Here is a 21,031-nt window from a genome sequence, read left to right as displayed (position 1 = left end):
CGCCACCTGCGGCGCCGGGCTGGCTGCCGGTGGCGGCGGCTGCGGCACGGCGGAGGCCCGGATCGCCTCGTCGCCGCCGGCGCCCATCATCTGGACGCCGGTGGCGACCAGCGTGATGACCGGCACCGCGATCATCAGCCCGACGGTGAAAATGATGCCTTTGCGATGTTCGATCATGATGACACCAGCGGGCCCGGCGAACGCAGATAGTCCGCCTTGATTTTCTCTACGATCCAGTAGGCGGTGGCGCCCACGGTGCCAGTCGGGTTGTAGCCCGAGTTCTGCGGAAACAGCGCCGCGCCCGTGACGAACACGTTGGGCACGTCCCACGACTGTCCGTAGCGGTTGACGACGCTGGTGTTGGGGTCATCGCCCATGGCCGCGCCACCCGTCAGGTGGGTGGACTGGTAGGCCGTGGCCGAAAACGGCCGTTTGCGCGGGCCGGGCTCGGTGCGCGCGATGCCTTTCATGGCGCGCGCGATCTCATCGCCTTTTTCGGTCAGGAACGCTGACATGCGAATGTCGTTGTCGGGAAAGTCGTAGGTGACGCGCAATAGCGGCAGGCCCCAGGCGTCCTTGTACGTGGGATCCAGGCTCAGATACCCGCCGCGCCACGGCTGCGCCGAGCCCGTGATGGTGATGTTCGCGGCATGGTTATAGTGGCGCGCCACGGCCTTCTTCCATTCAGAGCCCCATGATGGCGTGCCCTTGGGCGTCGGATGAAAGCCGATGGGCGCGCCGCTGACCACCTGGATCTGCAGATAGCCGCCGCCCACAAAGCCCACCGGCCCGTGGTCGAAGTTGTCGGCGCTGAAGTCGTCCATCGTCACCGCCACCGCGCCGGCCCCCATGAACGGGTTGATGTTGACCGACTCATCAAAAAACAGATTCACGCCCGAGGTGGTCTGGTGCGTGTAGTTGCGGCCCACAACGCCGGTGTTCGTGACCGGGTCGAAGGGCTTGCCGATGCCGGACAGCAGCAGCAGGCGAACATTGTTGATGCCGAATGCACAGAGAAAGACAATCTCCGCGGGCTGAAAGACTTCTTCGCCGGCCGCGTCCACGTACGTGACGCCGCGTGCGCGTTTCTTGTCCGGAGTGAGCTCCACGCGCAGCACGTGCGCGCCGGTGCGGATCTCGAAGTTCTCCATCTTCATCGCCACGGGCAGGATGCAGACCTGCGGCGAGGCCTTGGCAAAGTGCTCGCAGCCGAAGTTCGAACAGAATCCGCAGTACACGCATGCGCTCATGTGCAGCCCTTCGGAATTCACATAAGGCCGCGTACAAAGCGCGGACGGCTGCACGTAAGGGTGATAGCCCAGCTTGCGCGCGGCCTCGCCGAACAGCGCGGGCGCGTAGGGCACCTTCATGGGCGGGTTGGGGTAGGGCCGCGAGCGCCACGGCTCGAACGGATTGCCGCCTTCCTGCTTTTCGCCCTTGATGTTGCCGGCCTGGCCCGACGCGCCGATCAGGTAGTCGAAGCGGTCGAAGTAGGGCTCCAGTTCGTCGTACGTCACGCCCCAGTCCTGACAGGTCAGCTCCTTGTCGAAGATGTCCTTGCCATAGCGTTCGTTGTAATGGCTGCGCATGACGAAGTCGGTTGGATCGAAGCGGTAGTAGGCGCCCGACCAGTGATTGCCCGCGCCGCCCAGATGCGTGCCGGGGTAGGCGAACTGCCATCGCCGCATCGGCAGCGCTTTCTGGTCCGTGTTGTTGCGGAACGTGTAGGTTTCCGTCGCCGCATCCTGGTGCAGTTCATGGCGCCGCGTGTACTTGAGTTCGTCGTGGACGTTGGGCCCCTGGAAATCGGGCGAGGGCCATCGCGCCTCGCCCCGTTCCAGCACCACGACCCGCTGCTTGGCGGCCGCGAGTTCCTTGCCGATGATGGCGCCGGTCCACCCGCCGCCGATGATTGCCACGTCTACCGCAGGCAGCGTTTTAGCCATGCTTGCCTCCCGGCGTCATCTTGTGGCCCACGGCGTTGGCAATGGAGACCGGCTGGCCGGCCCAGATCACGCCATGACGTTCGATATCGTTGGAGAACGAGGCAAACGCGCCGGGAAATCCCACGAGTTTCCAGCCCACCATGTCGGCGTTGCCGCCGTACAGCGGGTCGGAAAAGAAGCCTTCGATCGTGCCTTCGAGCAGCGCCTGAAAGAACACGCCTGACGGCAACGGCGAAAAATCCGGCTTGCCCTCCTGCATGTCGCGCAGCCAGGCGTCCTGCCGCGTGGCGTCCAGCTCGGCGAAAGGCTTGCCGTCCTGCTTGCGCGCGGCGGCGTCCAGCGCGGCGAGTCCGCGGCGGAACATCTCGGCCGGCGTGAACGACAGCTGGTAGCCCTGTTCCGGCGTGCCTTGTTCGAACGGGCCTTGCCGGTAGAGCTGGCTGCCTGCACCCCATGCGCCTGCCAATTGGCCGTCCAGAAAGAGCGTCACGCCGGCTTCCTTGGCGCCGGGCCCCAGGTCGTCGGCCGGAATCAGGCGCGCGGCGATGGCGTCCATCGTCAAGGCTTCCTGCGCGTTGAAAAATTTGAGCGTTCGGTTAGCGGCGCCGCCCGTGGCGGCGGCGTCTTGATGAGGGGTGGGGGAGGCAGCTTCCGGGGCGCTTATCGCGCGGGGCGCCCACGCGGCGCCGGGGACACCGACGGCCAGGGCTTTGAGCAGCCCCCGGCGGCCGGGTACAGGTTTATCACTCATGGTTTGCTCCCATGCGAGGCAGGCACGCGACTTGCCCCTGGATGAAAAGAGATCCCGCGTCAGCTCGTTGGCCTGGGGCTCAGTGTGTCACCGTTGTCGACGAAGGAGCAACCATGAAACAACCGATTCTGTATCTGTGCGCTACGGCCATGAGCGGCTTGCTTGCCACCAGCGTATCGGCGCAGCGCATTGAAAAAACGCTTGTTGCCCAGGCCCAGACGACCACGCCTGACAGCCGCACCAGCAGCCAGTCCCATCCGGATCGCAAGGCGGGTACGCCCAGGACGCCGGCACAGGAGCAGTCCATGCCGCAACAATCCAGGCAAGGAGAAAAGGCCGATCACGGCAAGCGTGATACATCGCGTGCCGGATCGAGTCCACGGCAGGATGACGCCGGGGCCGACACGCGCGGGGCGAAGGGAACGCCGGGCAGCAACACGGGATCTACGGGACACGGCGGCATGCCAGGGTCGGGCGCGTCGTCGGGTTCAGGCGGCACGGCGGATCCGCGCGGCCAATGAAGGTGGTGACATCCCCTAGTCGCGCGAATTTCCGATTCAGGTAATATTCAGGGTCCTGTAAGAAAGAGAGCGCGGCGGATATTCCGACTTTTTGCTGCCCCGGCAGCCTGGAGCCATCCGCCATCTATGAACGAAGACCCTCCTCCTAGCAGGGCGCTGCGGATCTGCCGGCGCCCGTCATCTTCTCTCCACACTGCCGCGGCAAGGGTTGTCTCCTTGCGCGCCGCTTTCCCCAGCGCCTCCGCGGCCACGCCGCGACTCGGCGGCCGCGCGCCGCCTCGCCAGGCCGTGCCCTTTGGCGCGCCTGTGCAGTCTCTGCTGCGCGCTCCTAACGCTACGCCTTCCCGCCGACGCGCATCGCTTGCGCGTCCGCTTACGTTTTCCGTGGAAACCTGATGATTTTCGACTGGATGTCCGACCCTACCGCCTGGCTTGGCCTGGCGACGCTGGTCGTGCTTGAAATTGTGCTGGGTATCGACAACCTGGTGTTCATTGCGATCCTGGCGGACAAGTTGCCGCCCGAGCAGCGCAATCGCGCACGCCTCATCGGCCTGACGCTCGCGCTGGTGATGCGCCTGGGCCTGCTGGCCAGCATTGCGTGGGTGGTCACGTTGACCGCGCCGCTGTTCACGGTGATGGGCGCCGAGATTTCCGGACGCGACCTGATATTGATCCTGGGCGGCCTGTTCCTGCTCTTCAAGGGGACGATGGAGCTGCACGAACGCGTCGAAGGCAGCGCCAGCCATGACCAGGCGCAGAAGCCGCAGCATGCGGTGTTCTGGCAGGTCATTCTGCAGATCGTGGTGCTGGATGCCGTGTTCTCGCTGGACTCGGTCATTACCGCCGTGGGCATGGTGCAGGACCTGAGCATCATGATGATCGCCGTGGTGGTCGCGATGGCCGTCATGATGCTGGCCAGCCGTCCGTTGATGGCCTTCGTGGGCCGCCACCCGACGGTCGTGATTCTGTGTCTGGGCCTGTTGCTGATGATCGGCTTCAGCCTGGTCGCCGAAGGCCTGGGCTTCCATGTTCCCAAGGGCTACCTGTACGCGGCCATCGGCTTCTCGATCCTGATCGAGCTGTGCAACCAGTTGGCGCGCCGCAACCGCGCGCGGGGCACGCATGCGCTGGGCCGCCGTCAACGCACGGCGCAGGCCGTGCTGCGCCTCTTGCGCGGCGGCCGCGCCGGCCAGCCCGTGTCGCAAGCGGACGAAGTGGTGGCGCTGGTCGACGGCGCGGGCGACGAGCCCGCTTTTGCACCCGAGGAAAGCTCGATGATCGAACGCGTGCTGTCCATCGGCGCGCGCGACATCCGGTCCATCATGGTCCCGCGCGGCGACATGATCTGGCTGGACGTTGCCGACACGCCGGACGTCATCGTGCGCAAGTTCGCATCGGGCCATTCGCGCCTGCCGCTGTGCGCGGGCGACCCGGCCAACGTGCTGGGCGTGCTGCACTTCAAGGAAGTGCTGCCGCTGCTGCAGAACCCCGGTCCGATCGACCTGGTGGAACTGGCGCGCGAGCCGCGCTACGTGATGGAGACCACACCGGTGCTGAAGGTGCTGGACGAACTGCGCGCCTCGCGCGATCACATGCTGATCGTCGTGGACGAGCACGGCGTCTGCGAAGGCCTGGTCACGCCGATGGACGTGCTGGAAGCGGTGGCGGGCGACATGCCGGAACACCAGGAAGACCAGCCCGAAGCCTTGAAGCTTTCCGACGGTTCGTGGTTGCTGGGCGGACGGCTGTCCGTGGACGAGGCGGCGCGCCTGCTGGAAGCGCCGGCGCTTGCCGACGATTACCCCGATGCGACGCTGGCCGGGTGCCTGCTGCGCGCGGGCGGCCGGATCCCGGAAACGGGCGACACCGTGATGCTGCGTGACTGGGGCTTCGAAGTGACGCGCCGCGATGGCCTGCGCATCGACCAGGTGCATGCGCGGCCGCACCAGCCGCAGGCCAGCGCGGCCGATTGATCGAAGGACGGGGCGGGCGACCGCCTCAACTGCAGATGCGGCGCCATGGCGACCGGTTCACCGGGCAATAGCCCGGGCACCGCGTCGCCACCGCCTTGCCGCTGACGCACTGCGCGTTCGGCTCGGTAAAACCGTATTCCATGCTGCCGTAGCATCCGCAAAGCTCCAGCACGGTGCCCGGCGGGTGCTTCTGCGGCTCGGTCGGCGCCTTGCCCGACGGCTTGGCGGCGCTGGCCGACGGCGCGGTGGCCGCGGTTGCCGCGGATCTCGTCGCGGCAGTTGCCGCAGGTTTTGCTGCGGGTTTTTCGGCGGGTTGCGCTATCGAAGTCGCGGCGGATCCTGCCGTCGCGGCGCCGGCTTCAGCGCCAGGCGACGCGCGCGGCGTCGCAGTTTCGGCGGGCGCGCGGTTGGCTTTCGCGTCGCCCGCTCCCAGTCTTTCCTTCACGGCCGTCGCGCTCATGCCACAGCGTTTGGCAATCGTGGCCACGCTGCGGCCCGCGTCGGACATCCCGCGCACGGTCTTGTCGCTGCATGCGGCCAGCGCGCCGGCCGGCGCCAGCAAAGCCAGCATCAGCAACGCGCACGCGAATGCGCCAGGTCTGCTCAGCGTCATGACGCGCCTCCCGCACCTTGGTGCGCCAGGGCAGAACCACGCCCGGTTGGACCACGAGTGCGGGGTAGCGTAAAGCGCCTAAATCAAGGGTGTCAATGCGGCCCGAACGGATCGCCCGAAGGCATTGCGCCCTCGGCCGCAAGCGGGTCGGACAGGCGCCATCCGGATACCAGCCGGATGGCGCCGTGTGCGTCAGAAGTTCCAGCGCACGTTCAGGAAGCCTGCATTCTCGCGGCTGCCGCTGCCGAACTGGCCCTGGTAGCTCAGGCCGATCGCGGCGTTCTTGGACACGGCGACTTCCGCACCCACTTCAGCCACTGCGGCGTTGCGGGCGATGGGCGTGCCCGCCACCGTGAACGCCGGACCCGAGTCGAAGGCCATCGTGCGGTCGGGGTCGACGTCTCCCATGGCGTGGCGCCAGCCGAGCGTGGCGCGCAGGCGGGCGGGCGCGCCCGCGATCTGCGTGTCCAGGTTGCCGCGCAAGCCGACAGTGGTGGTCGTGATGTCGTTGCTCTGGCTGTCTGCCGACAGGGCCGCGGCGCCGCCGTCTTCCGAGAAACCGCCCATGCGCTGCTTGATCCACGCGGCGCCGACAAAGGGTTCGACGGTTGCGGTCGGCGAGACCGGCATGGCATAGCCCAGCTCGCCGAAGATCTGCGTGGTGTTGCCGCGGTAATCCGCCTTCAGCTCCTGGCTTGCGCCGCCGATGGCCAGGTTGCGCTTCGTCTCGATGTCCTGCCAGCTATACGCCGCGCCAGCCATGACGTTCCACGCATTGCCGCTGGGCTGCACGAACGACTTGCCGCCGAACAGGGTGACGCTGTAGCTGTCCACGTCGGCCTTGGCGTTGCGGCTGTCCTGCCAGATCGTGCTGTCCTGGTAGCCCAGCGCGACGCCCACGCGCCAGCCGTCACCGACCCGGATGTCGCCGCCGGCCAGCACGCCGCCGGTACGCTGGCGGTAGCTGGGCGCGTTGCCGTCGCCGTCCTGGCTCTGCCAGTTGCCCAGGACCTCGGTCCACACATTGCGCTGGCACGAGAAGCGCTCTGCGTAGCCGCCCGCGCTGCGGCCCGGTTCGCCGCACGCGCCGTCCTGGCCGCGGCCTTCGCTACGCAGGCTGTCGCGCAGGTGATTCAGCGGCAGCGTTCGTACCGATTCCGAGCTGCGCACGATTGCCGACGACAACGAGGCGTGGCTGTCGCCCGACAACTGCTTGAAGGCCTCCGGCGCCTCGTCCCGGCTCAATCCCACGATCGACGAATACAGCGGGGAGTCCGGATCGATCTGCCCCAATGCCTGCGCCACCGCGCTCTGGTTCGCCGTGTCCGTAACCGTCTCGAACCCGGTGTCGTTGCGCTGGAAGGTCACCGTGACGTTGTTGGGGTCGTAGACCACCGCGCCGTCCAGGAACGCAAGCTGGGGCAGGGCCGTCGAGGCGAAGGTGCCTTGCACGCCCTGGTCCGCCGTCACCACCGTGTAGGCGCTGTTTGCGGTCAGTGGCGCGGTGTTGGTCACCTGCAATGCGCCGTCAAGCGTTGCGGTGCCGGCCACGTGCAGGTTGGTGGCCGCGGTCGGCCCCACATTCACGGCCAGCGTGGCGCCGGCGGCATTGCTGAAGTTGTTGCTGACCTNNAGCCCCCCGCCCGCCGCGGGCGCGCTTTGGACCGTGCCGGCGTTGACCAGCCCCGCGATGGTGCCAGTGCCGGCCAGCGTTGCGCCGGGGCTGACCTGGACGGACGCGGGCAGCGTGGCGGGCGACTGCGCGCTGCCCAGCACGACCGTGCCTCCCTCGATCGTCGCATTGCCGGTGTACGCGTGGGTGCCGTTGATGGCGAGTGCGCCGCTGCCTTGCTTGACCAGGTTGCCGGCGCCGGACAACGTGCCGCTGAACGCGCCGTCCGTACCCTGGTTGAAAACCAGCGCCGCGTTGTTGTCGATGGCGCCTTGCAGGCTGGACGTGTCGCCGATCAGCGTGCCGGCATTGACCTGCGTGCCGCCGCTGTAGTTCGACACGCCGGCCAACGTCAGTGCGCCTGCGCCTTCCTTTACCAGTTGACCCTGTCCGCTGACCGGCCCGGCCAGGACGCCGTCCGTGGACTGGTTCACGCGCAGCGTCGTGCCGGCCGCCGTGCTGACCGCACCGGCGATGCTGGTGCTGCTGCCTTCCAGCGTGCCGCCGGCAATGACCGTGCCGCCGGTGTAGCCGTTGGCGCCATTCAGCACCAGCGTGCCGTCTCCTTGCTTGGTGAGCGCCCCGGTGCCGTTGAGCGCCTGGTTCAGCGTGAAGGTCTGACCCGCCGCGACGACGTCGATGCCGCCGCCCACGCCATCGAGCGAGATGTTGCGCGCCGTCGTGGCAAAGGCCGAGTCCGCGATGCGCAGCGTCCCGCCGTCCAGCGACACGGCGCCGCCGTTTCCAAGCTGGTCGTCGGCGCTGACTTCCAGCACGCCGCTGCGGATGGCGGTGTTGCCGGTGTAGGTGTTGATGCCGTCCAGGACCAGCGTGCCGCCGTTCAGCTTCTCGATGCCGCCGGCGCCGGTGATGGGCGCGGAGATCGTGGCGGTGGCGCCGCTTTCAACCCGGACCGGCGTCTGTGCCTGCGCGATTGCGATGGCGCCGCCGGTGCCGGGTTCCAGCGTGTAGCCGTCGGTCAGGAACTGCAGGCCGGTCACGTTCTGCGTGCCTTCGACAGTGACCGTGCCCGCCGCGCCCGAGAATGCCGCGTACTTGCCGTTCCAGCGATCAGCGGTGGTACCCGCCGTGTCGGTCCAGTTGGTGCCCGCGGCGTTCCACGTGCCGGTGCCGCCCGCGATGATGCCGTCGGGCGTGGTCTTGGCGCCGTTCCAGAACTGGATCTCGCCGGGTTGCGTCTGCAGCACCAGGTTGATCTGGTTGGGCTGGTTCTGCAGTTGCAGGTCAGCGGTGGCCAGGCTGGACGGCAGCGTACCGAACTGCACGCCGTTGTCCGTCAGCGTGCCGCCGTAGGCAAACAGGCGGTAGACGCCCGTGCCCAGGTTGCCGCCGTCCGTGATGTTCAGCACGCCATCCAGCCGCAGATTCTGGGCCACGGTCACAGCCGTCGTGGCCGAATTCGGCGTGCCGAGCGTGAAGTCGAGCTGCGTGCCGTTGGACAGCGCCAGGCTGCGCGCAAACGAGATCGGATTGCCGGGGGTGCCTGCCACCAGTCGCGCGTTGTCCTCCAATTCCACGTCTGCCGCGACGGAGCCCGAGCCGCCCAGATTGCCACCGGGGTTGATCGTGACGGGGCCGCCGGTCAGCGTGCCGTCGACCAGCAGCGTGCCGCTGTTGACCGTGGTGCCGCCGCCGACGTTATTGGTGCCGGTCAAGGTCAGCGACGCGTCGCCGTCCTTGGTCAGCGTGCCCGTGTTGTTGCCGACCGTATTGATGTTGCCGGCATAGGTGCCGTCGGCGCCGTTCTGGTTGAACACGATGGCGCTGCCGTCCACCACGGTGATGTTGCCTTGCAGGCTGGTGGCGTTGCCGGCCAGCGTGCCGGCGTTGACCACCGTGCCGCCCGTGTAGGCATTGGACCCCGTCAGCGTGACGGTGCCCGCGCCGTCCTTGACCAGTCCGCCGCCGCCGGTGATGGCGCCGGCGTATGTGCCGCTGCCCGGCGCCTGGTTGAAGACGACAGATGTGCCCGTCGAGGTGGCGATGTTGCCGGTGAGGCTGCTGGTGTCGCCGATCAGCGTGCCGCCCGCCAGCGTCGTCCCGCCTGTGTACTGGTTTTGGCCCGTCAGCGTCAGGGTCGATGCGTCGGTCTTGACGAGGCTGCCGGGGCCGGTAATGTTGCCGGCCAGCGTCAGGTCGTTGACGCCCGACACCGTCAATGGCGCGCCAAGTCCAATATCGTTGCCCAGCGTAATGCCGGGCGTGCCGGCCTGCAGCGTGCCCGCACCCGCGACGGTCAGGCCACCGGTGCCCAGTGCGGCGTTGTTGTCTGCGATGATCGTCCCGCCGGCCAGCACCGTGCCGCCGTCGTAGGTGTTGGCGTTGCCCAGCGTCAGCGTCGACGTTCCATCCTTGGTCAGCGGACCGGAGCCCGACACGACGCCATTGAGCGCCAGGTTGCCCGCGCCGCCAACGGTGACCGGACCTTGGAGCTGCACATCGTTGGTCAGCGCCGCGCCCAGGCCCAGGAGGGTGGTGCCGCCCGCCGCGGTCAGCACGCCCGTGCCCAGTGCGGTGTCGCTGCCGATGGCAAGCGTGCCGCCGGAAAGCTGCGTGCCACCTTGGTAGCTGTTGTCGCCGGACAGCGTCAGCACGCCGGCGCCGGTCTTCACCAGTCCGCCCGCGCCGTCGATGGCGCCAGACAGGCCGAAATCGGCGCCGGTGATCGTCGTCGTGCCGGCCAGCGTGATGGCGTTGCTGGCGTTGACTGGGACGCTGGCGGAGAGCGTGGTGCCGTCGGCCGCGGTCAGCCGCCCGACGCCCAGGGCCGTATCGCTGCCCAGCGCGAGCGTGCCGCTGTTGAGCGCCACGCCACCCTGAAAGCTGTTTGCGCCGTTCAGCGCCAGCGTGTCCGTCCCATTCTTGATGAGGCCGCCAATCCCGCCGATGTCGCCATTGAGCGTCAGCGCGGCGCTGCCCGGCAAGGTCAGCGTGCCGTCAAGCTGCACGTCGTTCGCCAGGGCCACGGGCGCCGATGCATCCAGCGCCGTGCCGTTGGCCGCCGTCAGCGTGCCGGTTCCCAGCGCGCCCGGCGCACCCACGGTGATCTGACCGGCATTCAGGCGCGTGCCGCCTTCGTAGGAATTTGCGCCTGACAACGTCAGGGTGCCGGGGCCGGTCTTGACGATGCCGCCCGTGCCCGATACATCGCCGGACAGCGTCATGGCTGCGCCATTCGCCACCGTCACGCCGCCTTGCAGGGCGACGTCGTTCGCCAGTGCGACGGCGATGTCGTTCGACAGGGTGGTGCCGTCGGCCGCCGAGAGGAGGCCGGTGCCCAGTGCCGTGTTCGTGGCGACCTTGATCTCGCCATCTTGCAGCACCGTCCCGCCCGCGTAGGTGTTGGCGCCTGCCAGCACCAGCGTGCCCGCGCCGGTCTTGGTGAGCGTGGCTGCGGGATCGGCGCCCGATATCGTGCCGGCCGCGGTGAGCGCGCCGTCGGCAACGTCGATGGCGCCCGTGCCTTCCAGCGCAATCTCCCGTGCAGTCGTGCCAGGCGCGGTATTGACGTAGCGCAACGTGCCGCCATCGAAGACGACGCGATTGGCGGCGTTGCCAAGCTGGTCGTCCGCGCTGATCTCCAGCACGCCGCCTTCCAGCCGCGTGTCGCCGACGTAGCTGTTGGCCTGCGTGAAGACCAGGGTGCCGCCGTCGCGCTTGGCGATGGTCGTATTGCCCTGGAGGGTCGTGTCCAGCGTTGCCGTCATCGACGGTTCGACGCGCAAGGTGGCAACGCCATCGCTGCCAGGCAGCGCGTTCAGCGCGCCGCCGGTCAGGGTGTAGCCATCGGTGGAGAACTGCAGGCCCTGGAAGCCTTGCGTGCCGGCCAGCGTGACCGTGCCCGCGGTGCCTTCAAAGACGCCGAATCGGCTGCCCCACGTACCAGCCGTGCCGGTGGCGTCGGCCCAATTCTGGGTCGTTGCGTCCCAGGTGCCCGTGCCGCCTTGCCAGAACTGGATCTCGCCCGCCTGGGACTCGTTCAGCACGTTCACCTGGCCGGCTACGTTGGTCTGCAGCGAGATGACGCCCGGCGGCAGGGTGCCCAGCGCCAGGTTCATGGACGTCGCCGTGCCCGAGTAGGCAATGATGCGGTACACGCCCACGCCAAAGTCAGGTGTGCCATCGATGTTCAGCGTGCCGTTCAGATCGACGTTGCCATGCACGTTGATGAGGCTGCCCGCGTTGGGCGCGCCCAATTGCGCGTCGATCGACGATGCGTTGTCCAACGTCAGCGAGCCCAGGATCAGCGCGCCGGGCGCGGCGGAACTCACCGCAATCCGGCCACCGTTGTTCACGTTCACGTTGCCGTTGGCCGTGCCGGTGCCGGTCAGGGTGGCGGCCGGGCCGTTGACGTTGACCGTGTTGCTGGCCAGCGTGCCGCCCAGGTTCACCGTGCCGTCGTTGATGTTGAAGACGCCGGTGTGGCTGCTGGCGCCCGTCAGCGCCAGCGAGCCGGCGCCGGTCTTGGCGATGCTGCCCGCGCCGGCCAGGTCGCCGCTGAAGACGCTATCGGCCGCGCCGCCCAGGCCCAGGCTGCCGTCCACCTGCAGCTTGCCCGCGCCCGACAGCGCTGCAATGGACTCAGCGCCGGTCAGTTGCAGCGTAGCGCCGCCATCGACGCGCACGCCGGAAGCGGATTCCAGGAGATTGTTGCCCTGCGTGACGAGCGTGCCTTGCGACACTCCGACGCCGCCGGTCAGGGCATTGCTGCCCGCCAGGGTCAGCGTGCCCAAGCCCGCCTTTTCCAGATTGCCCGCGCCGGACAGCGCGCCCGTGTAGGCGCCTGCGGCGGCTTGATCGAAGGTGAGGGTGGTGCCCGCACTGGCGACGACGGGACCGGTGATGCTGTCCGTGTCGCCCGTGATGGCGCCGGCCTGGAGCTGCGTGCCGCCGGCGTAGCTGTTGTTGCCGGCCAGCGTCAGCGTGCCCGCGCCGGTCTTGACCAGTGCGCCGTTGCCGGTAATGTCGCCGCCCAGCGTCCAGTTGCCCGCGCCGTCCGCCGTCAGGGAGTCGGTCAGCGCCACGGCGTTGACCAGCGTCACGCCGTCGGCCGCCGATAGTGTTGCGCTACCCGTGACATCCAGCGCGCCCGTCCCAAGCGCGGTGCTGCTGCCAGCGACCAGCGTGCCGGCCGACAACGTCGTGCCGCCGGCGTAGCCGTTGTTGCCCGACAGGGTCAGCGTCGCGCCGCCGTTCTTGATCAATGCGTTGCCGCCGTTGATGTCGCCCGTCAGCGTCAGATCCTGGCTGCCGATCACAGTCAGATCGCCACCGGCCAGTGCAATCTGGTTGCCCAGCGTCGTGGCCGCGGCCGCATCAAGCGCCGCATCGCTGGAGACGGTGAGGGCGCCCGTGCCCAGCGCCTTGTCCGATCCGACCACGATCAGGCCTTGTCCCAGCGTCGTTCCGCCTTGATAGGTGTTCTCGCCCGTCAGCGTCAACGTGTTGGCGCCCAGTTTGGCAAGACCGCTCGCGCCGGACACGTCGCCCGTCAGCGTCACGTTCTGCGCGCCCGACACTTGCAGCGGGCCGCCGTTCAACGCCACGGCGTTGGCCAGCGTCACCGGCGCGCTCAGCGCCTGCAGAATCGACGCGCCACCAATCGTCAGGTCGCCGCTGCCCAATGACGAATCACCGCCGACCAGCAGCGTGCCGCCATCGAGCTGCGTTCCGCCCGCGTAAGTATTGGTGCCGGCCAGTGTCAGCGAGCCCGCGCCGGTGGCGGCAAGACCGCCGGCGCCGGAAATCTCGCCGTCAAAACGCAGACCGTTGGTCGTATCCAGGTTCAATGCCTGACCCAGAACGACGTTATTGGCCAGCGTTACGGCCTGGGTCGAACCCAGCGTCGCCGCGCCGGTCACCGTGAGATCGCCGGTCCCCAGCGCCGCATCGCCTCCAACGCGCAAGACGCCTGCCGCCAGCGTTGTGCCGCCGGTATAGGTGTTTGCACCGGCGAGCGTCAGCGTCGATGAGCCGCTCTTGGTCAGCGAACCTGCCCCATCGACCGTACCGCTCAGCGTGATGTCGCGGTCTCCGGTCACGTTCAGGGCCGCGTTCAGCGTCGCGTCGTTGATCAGGTTCAGCGCCGGGCCGCCCGTCGTACCCGACAGGCCGGCGTCGGCGTTGACGAGGAGGGCGCCGGTGCCGAGCGACCCGTTCTGGCCCACCACCAGGTTGCCGCCGTTCAGTTGCGTACCGCCCGCGTACGTGTTGGCGCCGGAAAGCGTCAACGTGGTGCCCGCGCCGCCCGCAATGAGGCCGCCGTCGCCGCTGACGGTCCCGAGCAGCGTGGCGTCCTGCGATTGCGCCAGCGTCAGATCGGCCCCGGACGCCACGTTGATGGCGTTGCCCAGCGTGAGTCCAGTAGCGCCGTCCATCGCGGCGTCGGCCGTGACGGTCAACGCGCCCGCGCCCAGCGCGTCATTGTTGCCAAGCACCAGACGGCCGCCGTCCAAACGTGTAGCTGCGTACGCATTCACGCCGTTGAGCGTGAGCGTGCCCGCGCCCGACTTGATGAGGGCGCCGTTGCCCGAGATCGTGTTGTTCAGCGTCAGATTGCCGGCCCCGCCGGTCGTCAGCGCTGCGTCCAGCACGATGCCGTTGTTCAGCGCATGCGTACCGTCGGACAACAGACTGGACGCGCCGGCCACGTTCAGCGCGCCCGTGCCCAGCGCCGTGTCGCTTCCGACACGGATGGCGCCGCCGATCAACGCCGTGCCGCCGCCATAGGTGTTGTTGCCGGCGAGCGTCAGCGTGCCGCTACCTGCCTTCGCCAGCGAGCCCGCCGCGCCCGACACCGCGCCGTTCAGCGTCAGGTCGTTCGTGCCTGCATTGGTCAACGTCGCGCCTGCACCGATGGCGACGTCGTTCGCCAGCGTCACGGCGGTTGCCGCATTCAGTCCGCCGCCGCCCGTGACGTTCAGCACGCCCGAGCCCAACGCCGTGTTGCTGCCCGCGGCAATCGTGCCGTCCGCCAGCGTCACGCCGCCGATGCCGGCGTTGTTGCCGCCCAGCGCCAGCGTGCCCGCGCCCGACTTCGTGAGGCGGCCCGCGCCGGACAGGGATTGGTTCAGGGTAAAGACGTTGCCGGCGTCGGCGATGTCGAAGCCCGCGCCGGCGCCGATATCGATGGCGCGCGAGGTGCCGGTGTAGCTGGTGCCGGTCACGCGCAGCGTGCCGCCGGCAAAGGCCAGGCCCGTGCCTGCCGCGCCCAGGTTGTTGTCGGCACTGACTTGCAGCACGCCTTCGCTGATCTGCGTGCCGCCCGTGTATTCGTTTGCGCCGCCCAGCACCAGCGTGCCTTGGTCACGCTTGTTCAGCGCGCCAGCGCCGCGGATGACGCTGTTCACCGTGCCCGTCAGCGCCGGATCCACGCGGAAGTTGTTGGGTCCCGCCGCCAGGCGGATCGCGCCGTCTTGCAGCGTGTACCCGTCGGTGAAGAACTGCATGCCGGTCACGGCCTGTTCGCCGGCCACGGTGACCGCGCCGCCCGACGCGCCGCCGAACACCGCAAAGTTGCCCGCCCAGCTTTGGGTCAGCGCGCCAGCCTGATTGGTCCAGTTGCTCGAACCCGCCTGCCAGGTGCCTGCACCGCCGGCCAGCGTGCCATCGGCAAGCTGCTTGGCGCCGTTCCAGAACTGCACGCTGCTGCCCGTGGTCTGCACCACCAGGTTCACCTGCTGGTTCACGGCGGTCTGGATCTGCAGATTCGACGGCACGGTGCCCGGGGGCAGAGATCCCAGCGCCAGCCCGTTGTCCGTGAGCTGGCCGGTGTAGGTGATCAGCCTGTACACGCCTTCACCAAAGCCGCCCTTGTCGGTGACGTTCAGGTCACCATCCAGCGTCAGGTTGCCGTTGACCTGCACCAGGGTCTGCGGCGAGGCCTGCGGCGCACCCAGCGCCACGTTGAACTGCGAGCCCTGGTTCAGTGTCAGCCCGCCCAGCGTCAGGGTCTGGCCCGATGTGGCCGCCAGCGCGCCGCCCGAGGCAATCGTCGTCAGGCCGCTCAGGACACCAGATCCGGCAAGCGATGCGCCCGCGCCCACGTTGACCTGCGTGCTGGCCAGGCTGCCGTTCACGTTCAGCCCGCCCGACACCACGTCGAACGAGCCGCTTTGCGTGCTGTTGCCCGCGAGCGTCAGCGTGCCGGTGCCGTTCTTGACGACATTGCCCGCACCCGTCAGCGCGCCGCCGAAAATCGAGCTGGCGTTGTCCTGCCCCATCTGCACCGTCGCCCCGGCGCCCAGATCCAGCCGGCCATCGCCGGCAAGCGACCCGAACGTTTCGCTATCCGCCAGCCGCAGCACGGTACCAGCGCCCAGGTTCACGGCCACGCTGTCAGCCAGCGCCTGTCCGCCGCGCGTCTCCATCGTGCCGGACAGCAGGTTCAAACCGCCGGTAAATGTGTTGTTGCCGTTCAGCACCAGCGTCTGCGCGTTGGCCGCCACGTCCACGCTGCCCGATCCGCTGATCGCGCCCGCGTAGGTCGCATCCACGTTCTGGCCGATCACGAGCTTCGAGTTGTTCAGCACGCTTGCGCCCAGGCTGCCCGCGCCAGCCAGCACGGTGCCGCTGCTGATGGTTGTGCCGCCATGCGTGTTGGCGCCCGACAGTGTCAGCGTGCCCGCGCCGTTCATCACCACGCGCCCGGGTCCGGCAATCGCGCCGCCCAATCCGACATCGTTCGCACCGGCCACCGTCAGGTTGCCAGTCAGTGCAACGTTGTTGACGAAGTTTCGGGCCGCCGTGCTCTGCAGCGTGGCGTCTGCGCCGACCGCCAGTGTGCCGCTGCCCAGTGCGGTGTCGCTCGCGGCGATCAGCGTCCCCGCGTTCAGCGCGACACCGCCGCCATGCGTGTTGTTGCCCGACAGCGTCAACGTGCCGGCGTCGTTCAAGGCGATGGCGCCGCCGCCGGACAGGTTGCCCGACAGGTTCAACGCCTGTCCGCCGGTGGCGATGCCCAGCGTGTTGCCGAGGCGGACGTCGTTGCCCACCGTCAGATTGCCCGCGGCCAGCGTCGCCGGGCCTTGGACGTCAAGCAGGCCGGAGCCCAGGCCTTGTGCGTTCGCCAGCGTCAACTGGCCCGCGTTGAGCAGCACGCCGCCGGAGTGCGTGTTGACGGCAGACAAGGTCAGGTTCGCATTGCCGTTTTTGACCAGCGTGCCGCCGCCCGATATCGCGCCGGCCAGCGTCAACGCCTGGCTGCCGCCCACCGTGAGCCGGTCGCCCAGCACGAACTGGTTGCCCAGGCTGACGGGCGCAGTGCTGTCCACAGTAGCCGCGCCGGTCACGTTGATCACGCCGGTGCCCAGCGCGTTGTTCGCGCCTGCGATGATCGTTCCCGCCGCAAGCGTGCCGCCGCCGAAACTGTTGGTGCCGTTCAGCGTCAAGGACCCGGTGCCTGTCTTCACCAGCGTGCCGCCAGCGCCCGACAACGTGCCGTTGAGCGTCAGGTTGTTGGCGCCAGCCACGGTCAGCGCGTTGCTGAGCGTAAAGTTATTGCCCAACGCCACGCCCGAACCGGCGAGGGTGGTCGCGCCACTGACGGTGACCGCGCCGGTGCCGAGGGCGCCGGACGCGCCCACGTTGACCGTGCCGCCAGCCAGCGTGGTGCCGCCCGCATAGGTGTTGGCGCCGTTCAGGTTCAACACCCCCGAGCCGGTCTTCACCAGCGATCCCGCTGCACTGATCGGCCCGTTTAGCGTCAGCGTTTCGGCGCCGTTCAGCGTCAGCGCATTGTTCAACACCATCGCGTTCTGCAGGGCGACGCTGGTGGATGATGCCAGTGTCGCCGCACCGTTGACCGTGAGCGGTCCCGCGCCCAGCGCCGTGTTGTTGCCCACGACCAATCCACCGGCGCTGATGCGCGTCTCACCGTGCGCGTTCGCGCCCGTGAGGGTCAGGACGCCCGCGCCGCTCTTGACCAGCGCCGAGCCGCCCGACAGCGCGCCGGAAAGGGTGAGGGCGGAGGGGGTGGTCAGGGCAAGGTTGGCACCGAGCACGATGTTGTTGGACAGGCTGGTGGCGCTGCCGGGCTGCAGCGACGACGCGCCATACACAACGAGGTCGCCCAATCCCAGCGCGCTGTTGCCGCCCAGCGCCAATCCACCGCCGCCGAGCCGCACGCCGCCAATGTGCGTGTTCGTGCCATTGAGCGTCAGGACGCCCGCGCCGGACTTGTCCAGCGCGCCGGCGCCGGCGATGTTGCCGGCCAGCGTCATGTTGTTCGTGCCCTGGACGCCCAGGCCGCCCGCATTGAGCTGGATGGCGTTCGCCAACGACAGCCCCGACGTGGCGGGCGCAATGGCGCCGCCGTTGCCGACAAGCGTGCCGGCGCCGAACGCGGTGTTGCTGTCGAAGTTGACCAGGCCGCCGTTCAGCGTGGTCTGGCCGCTGACCAGCGGTCCGTTGATCGTCCAGGTGCCGCCATTCACGCGCAGGTTGTTGAAGTTGCGGTACACCGTCGAGCTTGCCGTGCCGGTGCCGGTGGTGCCGGTCGCGCCGGGGTTTTGCAGTACCAGCGTGTTGTTGCCGTTCGCGCCGCCGTCCACCGTGCCGCCCTGGGCAAAGCCCAGCGCGATGCTGACGTCCAGGCCGGCCACGGCCAGGTCGACGCCCACGTCCGGGCCACCCGCCGAAATGGTTGACCCGGTCACGGCGGTGAACGTGTTGGTGCTGTTCTGCCCCATGCTCACGCTGCCGTTGATTGCGCCCGCGTTGACGAAGCTATTGCCGGTCGCCGATCGGCCCAGGCCCACACGGCCGTTGATGACGCCGCCCGCCGCGTTGTTCACGGTGACCGGCGCGCCGCCATAGGCGGCAATGACGGGGCTGAGATTTAGCAATGACAGGGAAAGCAGCCCCGGTTTCAGGCCGATCGTGCCCGAATTGTCGATGTTGATGCTGCCCGTGGCATTGCTACGCAGGGAGAGGGCGGCGCCGTCCAGCGTCGTGAGCACCTGCAGGCCCAGCACCGACAGCCCCGCGCCGTACAACGTGCCGCTGTTGTTGACGCGCACTGCGCCGGCGTTTGACGCGTTGCCCATGATCGCGCCCGAGGTGCCGACCGCCGCCAGGGACAGCGTGGGATCGATCAGCCCCTGGTTGGTGAGCGTGGTGTTGCGGCCGGTCAGCTTGACGGCGGCCGAACCCGGTAGGGCGACCAAAGGCCCGGAGGACTGGCCAGCCGGCGTCACCAGTACCGAAACGTCGTTGGCGCTGCTGGTGACCGTGTTCGGATTCAACAGCGTCCATGCGTCATTGCAAAGGATGCTGGCGCCGGACGTCGTGCACGCCAGCGCGGCTGGCATGGGCAGCATTAGCAGCGCGAGGACGCGCCAGACATAGTTCAGATGAAGGGGAACGGGGAAATAGCCATGCCGGTGGCCAGATGTCATTGTCAGCTCCAGGGGACGGAAGGAGCCTTACCCGTTTTTCGCACACATCTACCAGCCGCAAACGGACAAGGCGGTGCTGCAACTTCAGGTACCCGGCGGCGGTTGATGTTGTTGTCCCGTCCGCTGAATAGGGGCCAGTGTTGGGGGCAAATAAGGATCGCGGCTGTAAACAATTCGCGTCAAACGTAACGACATAGTTCGACATAATTGCGGATTATCTCTGTATGCAACCTACGTTCAGTTTCTGATGTTTCAGTTTGAATTACTGGCGATTGATAATGTTGCGCCGCAATGACACTTAATCATTCGCAGATTTATGAGCAAAATAAGCACTTGAATACGATTGCAGGATTGAATTCAACATGGCGGCCCAAGCCCTTGAAAATAGGCATTTATTTCCCCGATATGAGCACGCTGGGCTGCTATGAGATTTCACCGGGTCGTTATTTCCTCCGGCGATGCGGGAATGCGAATTGCTGAGTTCCGATAAATCATTTGCGAATCGCCTGATAATCCGCGCCTCGTTTTGCGCAAAATCCGGAAATGAAAAGTCCCGAAATCCGGCGGGATTTCGGGACTGCCAGGTGCGTCGTTCGCATCAAAACGCAAGCAAGCGTAAACGGCCTCAGGCAGGCGCTTCTTCCGAAGTTCTTTCGAACGAAATTGCGCCCAGCGCAGCCTGGGCACGCGCCCGGGCAACCTCCAGCCATTCCGGGCCCCGGGCCGTACCCTCGACCGCGACAAAGGTCACCTGCTTCAATCCGATCGTCGCCAGCACGTGACGCAGGTACGGCGTCAGGAAGTCCGGCTGACGGGCCTCTTCACCGCTGAACGCGCCGCCCGACGAAATCGCGACATACACCGGCCGGTCCGCGAGCAGGCCAACCTTGCCATCGGGCGTGATGTGAAACGTGTGGCGCACCCGGACCACGTGGTCCAGCCACGCTTTCAGCGAGGAAGGCACGGTGAAGTTGTGCATCGGCGTCGCCAGCACGACGTGGCTGGCCTCGTCCAGCGTCCGTATCAGATCGCCCGACGCGAGCAGCGAGCCGTTTTCCAGTCCGTCGACTGCGGGTTCGTCTCGCGCCGCCAGCACAGCTGCATAGTCGCCATCCGCATGGGTGAGGGTGGTGGCGTCGAACTCCACGACGTCCAGGCCGCCAGCCGGACCCGTCCGCGTCAGCCGGTCGATGATCTGCTGCGACAGACGATAGCTTTCGGACTCGAGCCCCCGCGGGCTGCAGCGAATTCGAAGAATGCTCATTCGGAACTTCCTTTCAAGGGTTTGCTGAACCGGATGGCGCTGGTCAACAGGCCCTGCCGGAAATAGAAGCGTTGCGCCAGCGCGTTGCCCAGCCCGGTATCGAGCACAAACTTGTCGCAGTCCGCATCGCGAGCGAGTTGGTCCAGTTCGGCGATCAGCCGGGCGCCCCAGCGGCTGCCGCGCGCCGAGGGATCCACCACCAGGTCGTCCACGTACATGAAGCGCCCATAGATCAGGTTTTCCTGATAGCGGTATCCCGCCAGCGCCACCGCCTGGCCGTCACGCATGACGGCGAGCAGCCGGTAGTTCTCCTGGTGCATCCGGGCCAGGCGTTGGACGAAGTCGTCCGCCTGGGCCAGATGCGGACGCAGTTCGCGCATCAGCGGCAGGCAAGCCCGCCATTCTTCCGGCGTTTCCAGATGGCGCAGTGCCGGCTCAGTGGAGGATGTATGCATGGATCAATCCCTCAGGGGTTGGGGCGCTGAACGTACGCCCACCGTGAGTACGAATCTTAAAAAGCGCATGCCATAATTTGAAGGGCCATAAATGCGCTTACGGACTATGCCATGATTCCTGCAACACCCGACGCTCTGCAAACCGTCGCCGACGCCGCCGGCCTCCCGCTGTACCGGCAGGTCTACGAGCGTTTCCGTAGCGCCATCGCCGAAGGCGCCCTCAAACCCGGCGACCGCATCCCGTCGGCACGCGCGCTCGCCAAGGAAATCGGCGTGGCGCGCGGCACCATTGAAGTCGCTTACTCGCTGCTGGCGTCGGAAGGGTACATCCAGGCGCGCGGCCAAGCGGGCACCGTGGTCGCACCCAACCTGCAACCCGCCGCGCGTATGGCCCCGGCGGCCCCGGCGGCCCCGGCGGC

At 67.6% G+C, this 21,031-nt stretch carries 9 protein-coding genes; 3 read left to right on the top strand and 6 right to left on the bottom strand.

The window, feature by feature from the left end; translation table 11 throughout:
• Nucleotides 1-173 precede the first annotated feature (173 nt).
• Both B3446_RS23115 and B3446_RS23110 read right to left on the bottom strand, forming a co-directional pair.
• The gene (locus tag B3446_RS23115; RefSeq protein ID WP_191577127.1) at nt 174-1,946 is read right to left on the bottom strand and encodes a GMC family oxidoreductase; all 1,773 of its coding nucleotides are present in this window, start codon (nt 1,944-1,946) and stop codon (nt 174-176) included.
• Nucleotides 1,939-2,697: a gluconate 2-dehydrogenase subunit 3 family protein gene (locus B3446_RS23110; RefSeq protein ID WP_291385674.1), complete on the bottom strand. Its 759-nt coding sequence runs from the start codon at nt 2,695-2,697 to the stop codon at nt 1,939-1,941. The genes B3446_RS23115 and B3446_RS23110 overlap by 8 nt, the downstream gene beginning before the upstream one ends.
• A gap of 113 nt (nt 2,698-2,810) precedes the next feature.
• Between B3446_RS23110 and B3446_RS23105 the strand changes: the two genes are divergently transcribed.
• Both B3446_RS23105 and B3446_RS23100 read left to right on the top strand, forming a co-directional pair.
• Nucleotides 2,811-3,218 (top strand): hypothetical protein, encoded by a 408-nt coding sequence (locus B3446_RS23105; RefSeq protein WP_191577129.1) that lies wholly within the window; start codon nt 2,811-2,813, stop codon nt 3,216-3,218.
• Between the two features lie 395 nt (nt 3,219-3,613).
• Nucleotides 3,614-5,191, top strand: a complete 1,578-nt coding sequence (locus tag B3446_RS23100; protein ID WP_291385672.1) for a TerC family protein — start codon at nt 3,614-3,616, stop codon at nt 5,189-5,191.
• 25 nt (nt 5,192-5,216) lie between these two features.
• Here the strand turns inward: B3446_RS23100 and B3446_RS23095 are convergent, their stop codons facing one another.
• The 4 genes from B3446_RS23095 to B3446_RS23080 all read right to left on the bottom strand — a co-directional run bounded on the left by B3446_RS23095 (nt 5,217) and on the right by B3446_RS23080 (nt 20,612).
• Nucleotides 5,217-5,804, bottom strand: a complete 588-nt coding sequence (locus B3446_RS23095) for a hypothetical protein (RefSeq protein ID WP_291385670.1) — start codon at nt 5,802-5,804, stop codon at nt 5,217-5,219.
• Between the two features lie 192 nt (nt 5,805-5,996).
• Nucleotides 5,997-17,717, bottom strand: a complete 11,721-nt coding sequence (locus B3446_RS23090; RefSeq protein WP_422652847.1) for an autotransporter-associated beta strand repeat-containing protein — start codon at nt 17,715-17,717, stop codon at nt 5,997-5,999.
• A 1,801-nt stretch (nt 17,718-19,518) separates the two neighbouring features.
• Complete coding sequence (locus tag B3446_RS23085) at nt 19,519-20,157, bottom strand: FMN-dependent NADH-azoreductase (protein WP_291385666.1); 639 nt, start codon at nt 20,155-20,157, stop codon at nt 19,519-19,521.
• Entirely contained in the window at nt 20,154-20,612 is a 459-nt protein-coding gene (locus B3446_RS23080) for a GNAT family N-acetyltransferase (protein WP_175121554.1), read from the bottom strand. The genes B3446_RS23085 and B3446_RS23080 overlap by 4 nt, the downstream gene beginning before the upstream one ends.
• 111 nt (nt 20,613-20,723) lie before the next feature.
• On the opposite strand from B3446_RS23080, the gene B3446_RS23075 reads away from it, so the two are divergent.
• The coding region (locus B3446_RS23075) for a winged helix-turn-helix domain-containing protein (protein ID WP_291385663.1) at nt 20,724-21,031 on the top strand (308 nt) is incomplete at its 3' end.

This window comes from Achromobacter sp. UBA5777 (assembly GCF_002418565.1).
Classification (GTDB): Bacteria; Pseudomonadota; Gammaproteobacteria; order Burkholderiales; family Burkholderiaceae_B; genus Achromobacter; species Achromobacter animicus.
The sequence above is the reverse complement of the archived record's forward strand: the minus strand, read 5'-3'. Positions and strand labels throughout refer to the sequence as shown.

What these genes read in the sequence shown, in the direction of transcription:
- B3446_RS23105 (WP_191577129.1), top strand. Translation starts at nt 2,811, where the DNA reads ATGAAACAACCGATTCTGTATCTGTGCGCTACGGCCATGAGCGGCTTG.
- B3446_RS23115 (WP_191577127.1), bottom strand. Translation starts at nt 1,946, where the DNA reads ATGGCTAAAACGCTGCCTGCGGTAGACGTGGCAATCATCGGCGGCGGG.
- B3446_RS23080 (WP_175121554.1), bottom strand. Translation starts at nt 20,612, where the DNA reads ATGCATACATCCTCCACTGAGCCGGCACTGCGCCATCTGGAAACGCCG.
- B3446_RS23095 (WP_291385670.1), bottom strand. Translation starts at nt 5,804, where the DNA reads ATGACGCTGAGCAGACCTGGCGCATTCGCGTGCGCGTTGCTGATGCTG.
- B3446_RS23085 (WP_291385666.1), bottom strand. Translation starts at nt 20,157, where the DNA reads ATGAGCATTCTTCGAATTCGCTGCAGCCCGCGGGGGCTCGAGTCCGAA.
- B3446_RS23100 (WP_291385672.1), top strand. Translation starts at nt 3,614, where the DNA reads ATGATTTTCGACTGGATGTCCGACCCTACCGCCTGGCTTGGCCTGGCG.
- B3446_RS23110 (WP_291385674.1), bottom strand. Translation starts at nt 2,697, where the DNA reads ATGAGTGATAAACCTGTACCCGGCCGCCGGGGGCTGCTCAAAGCCCTG.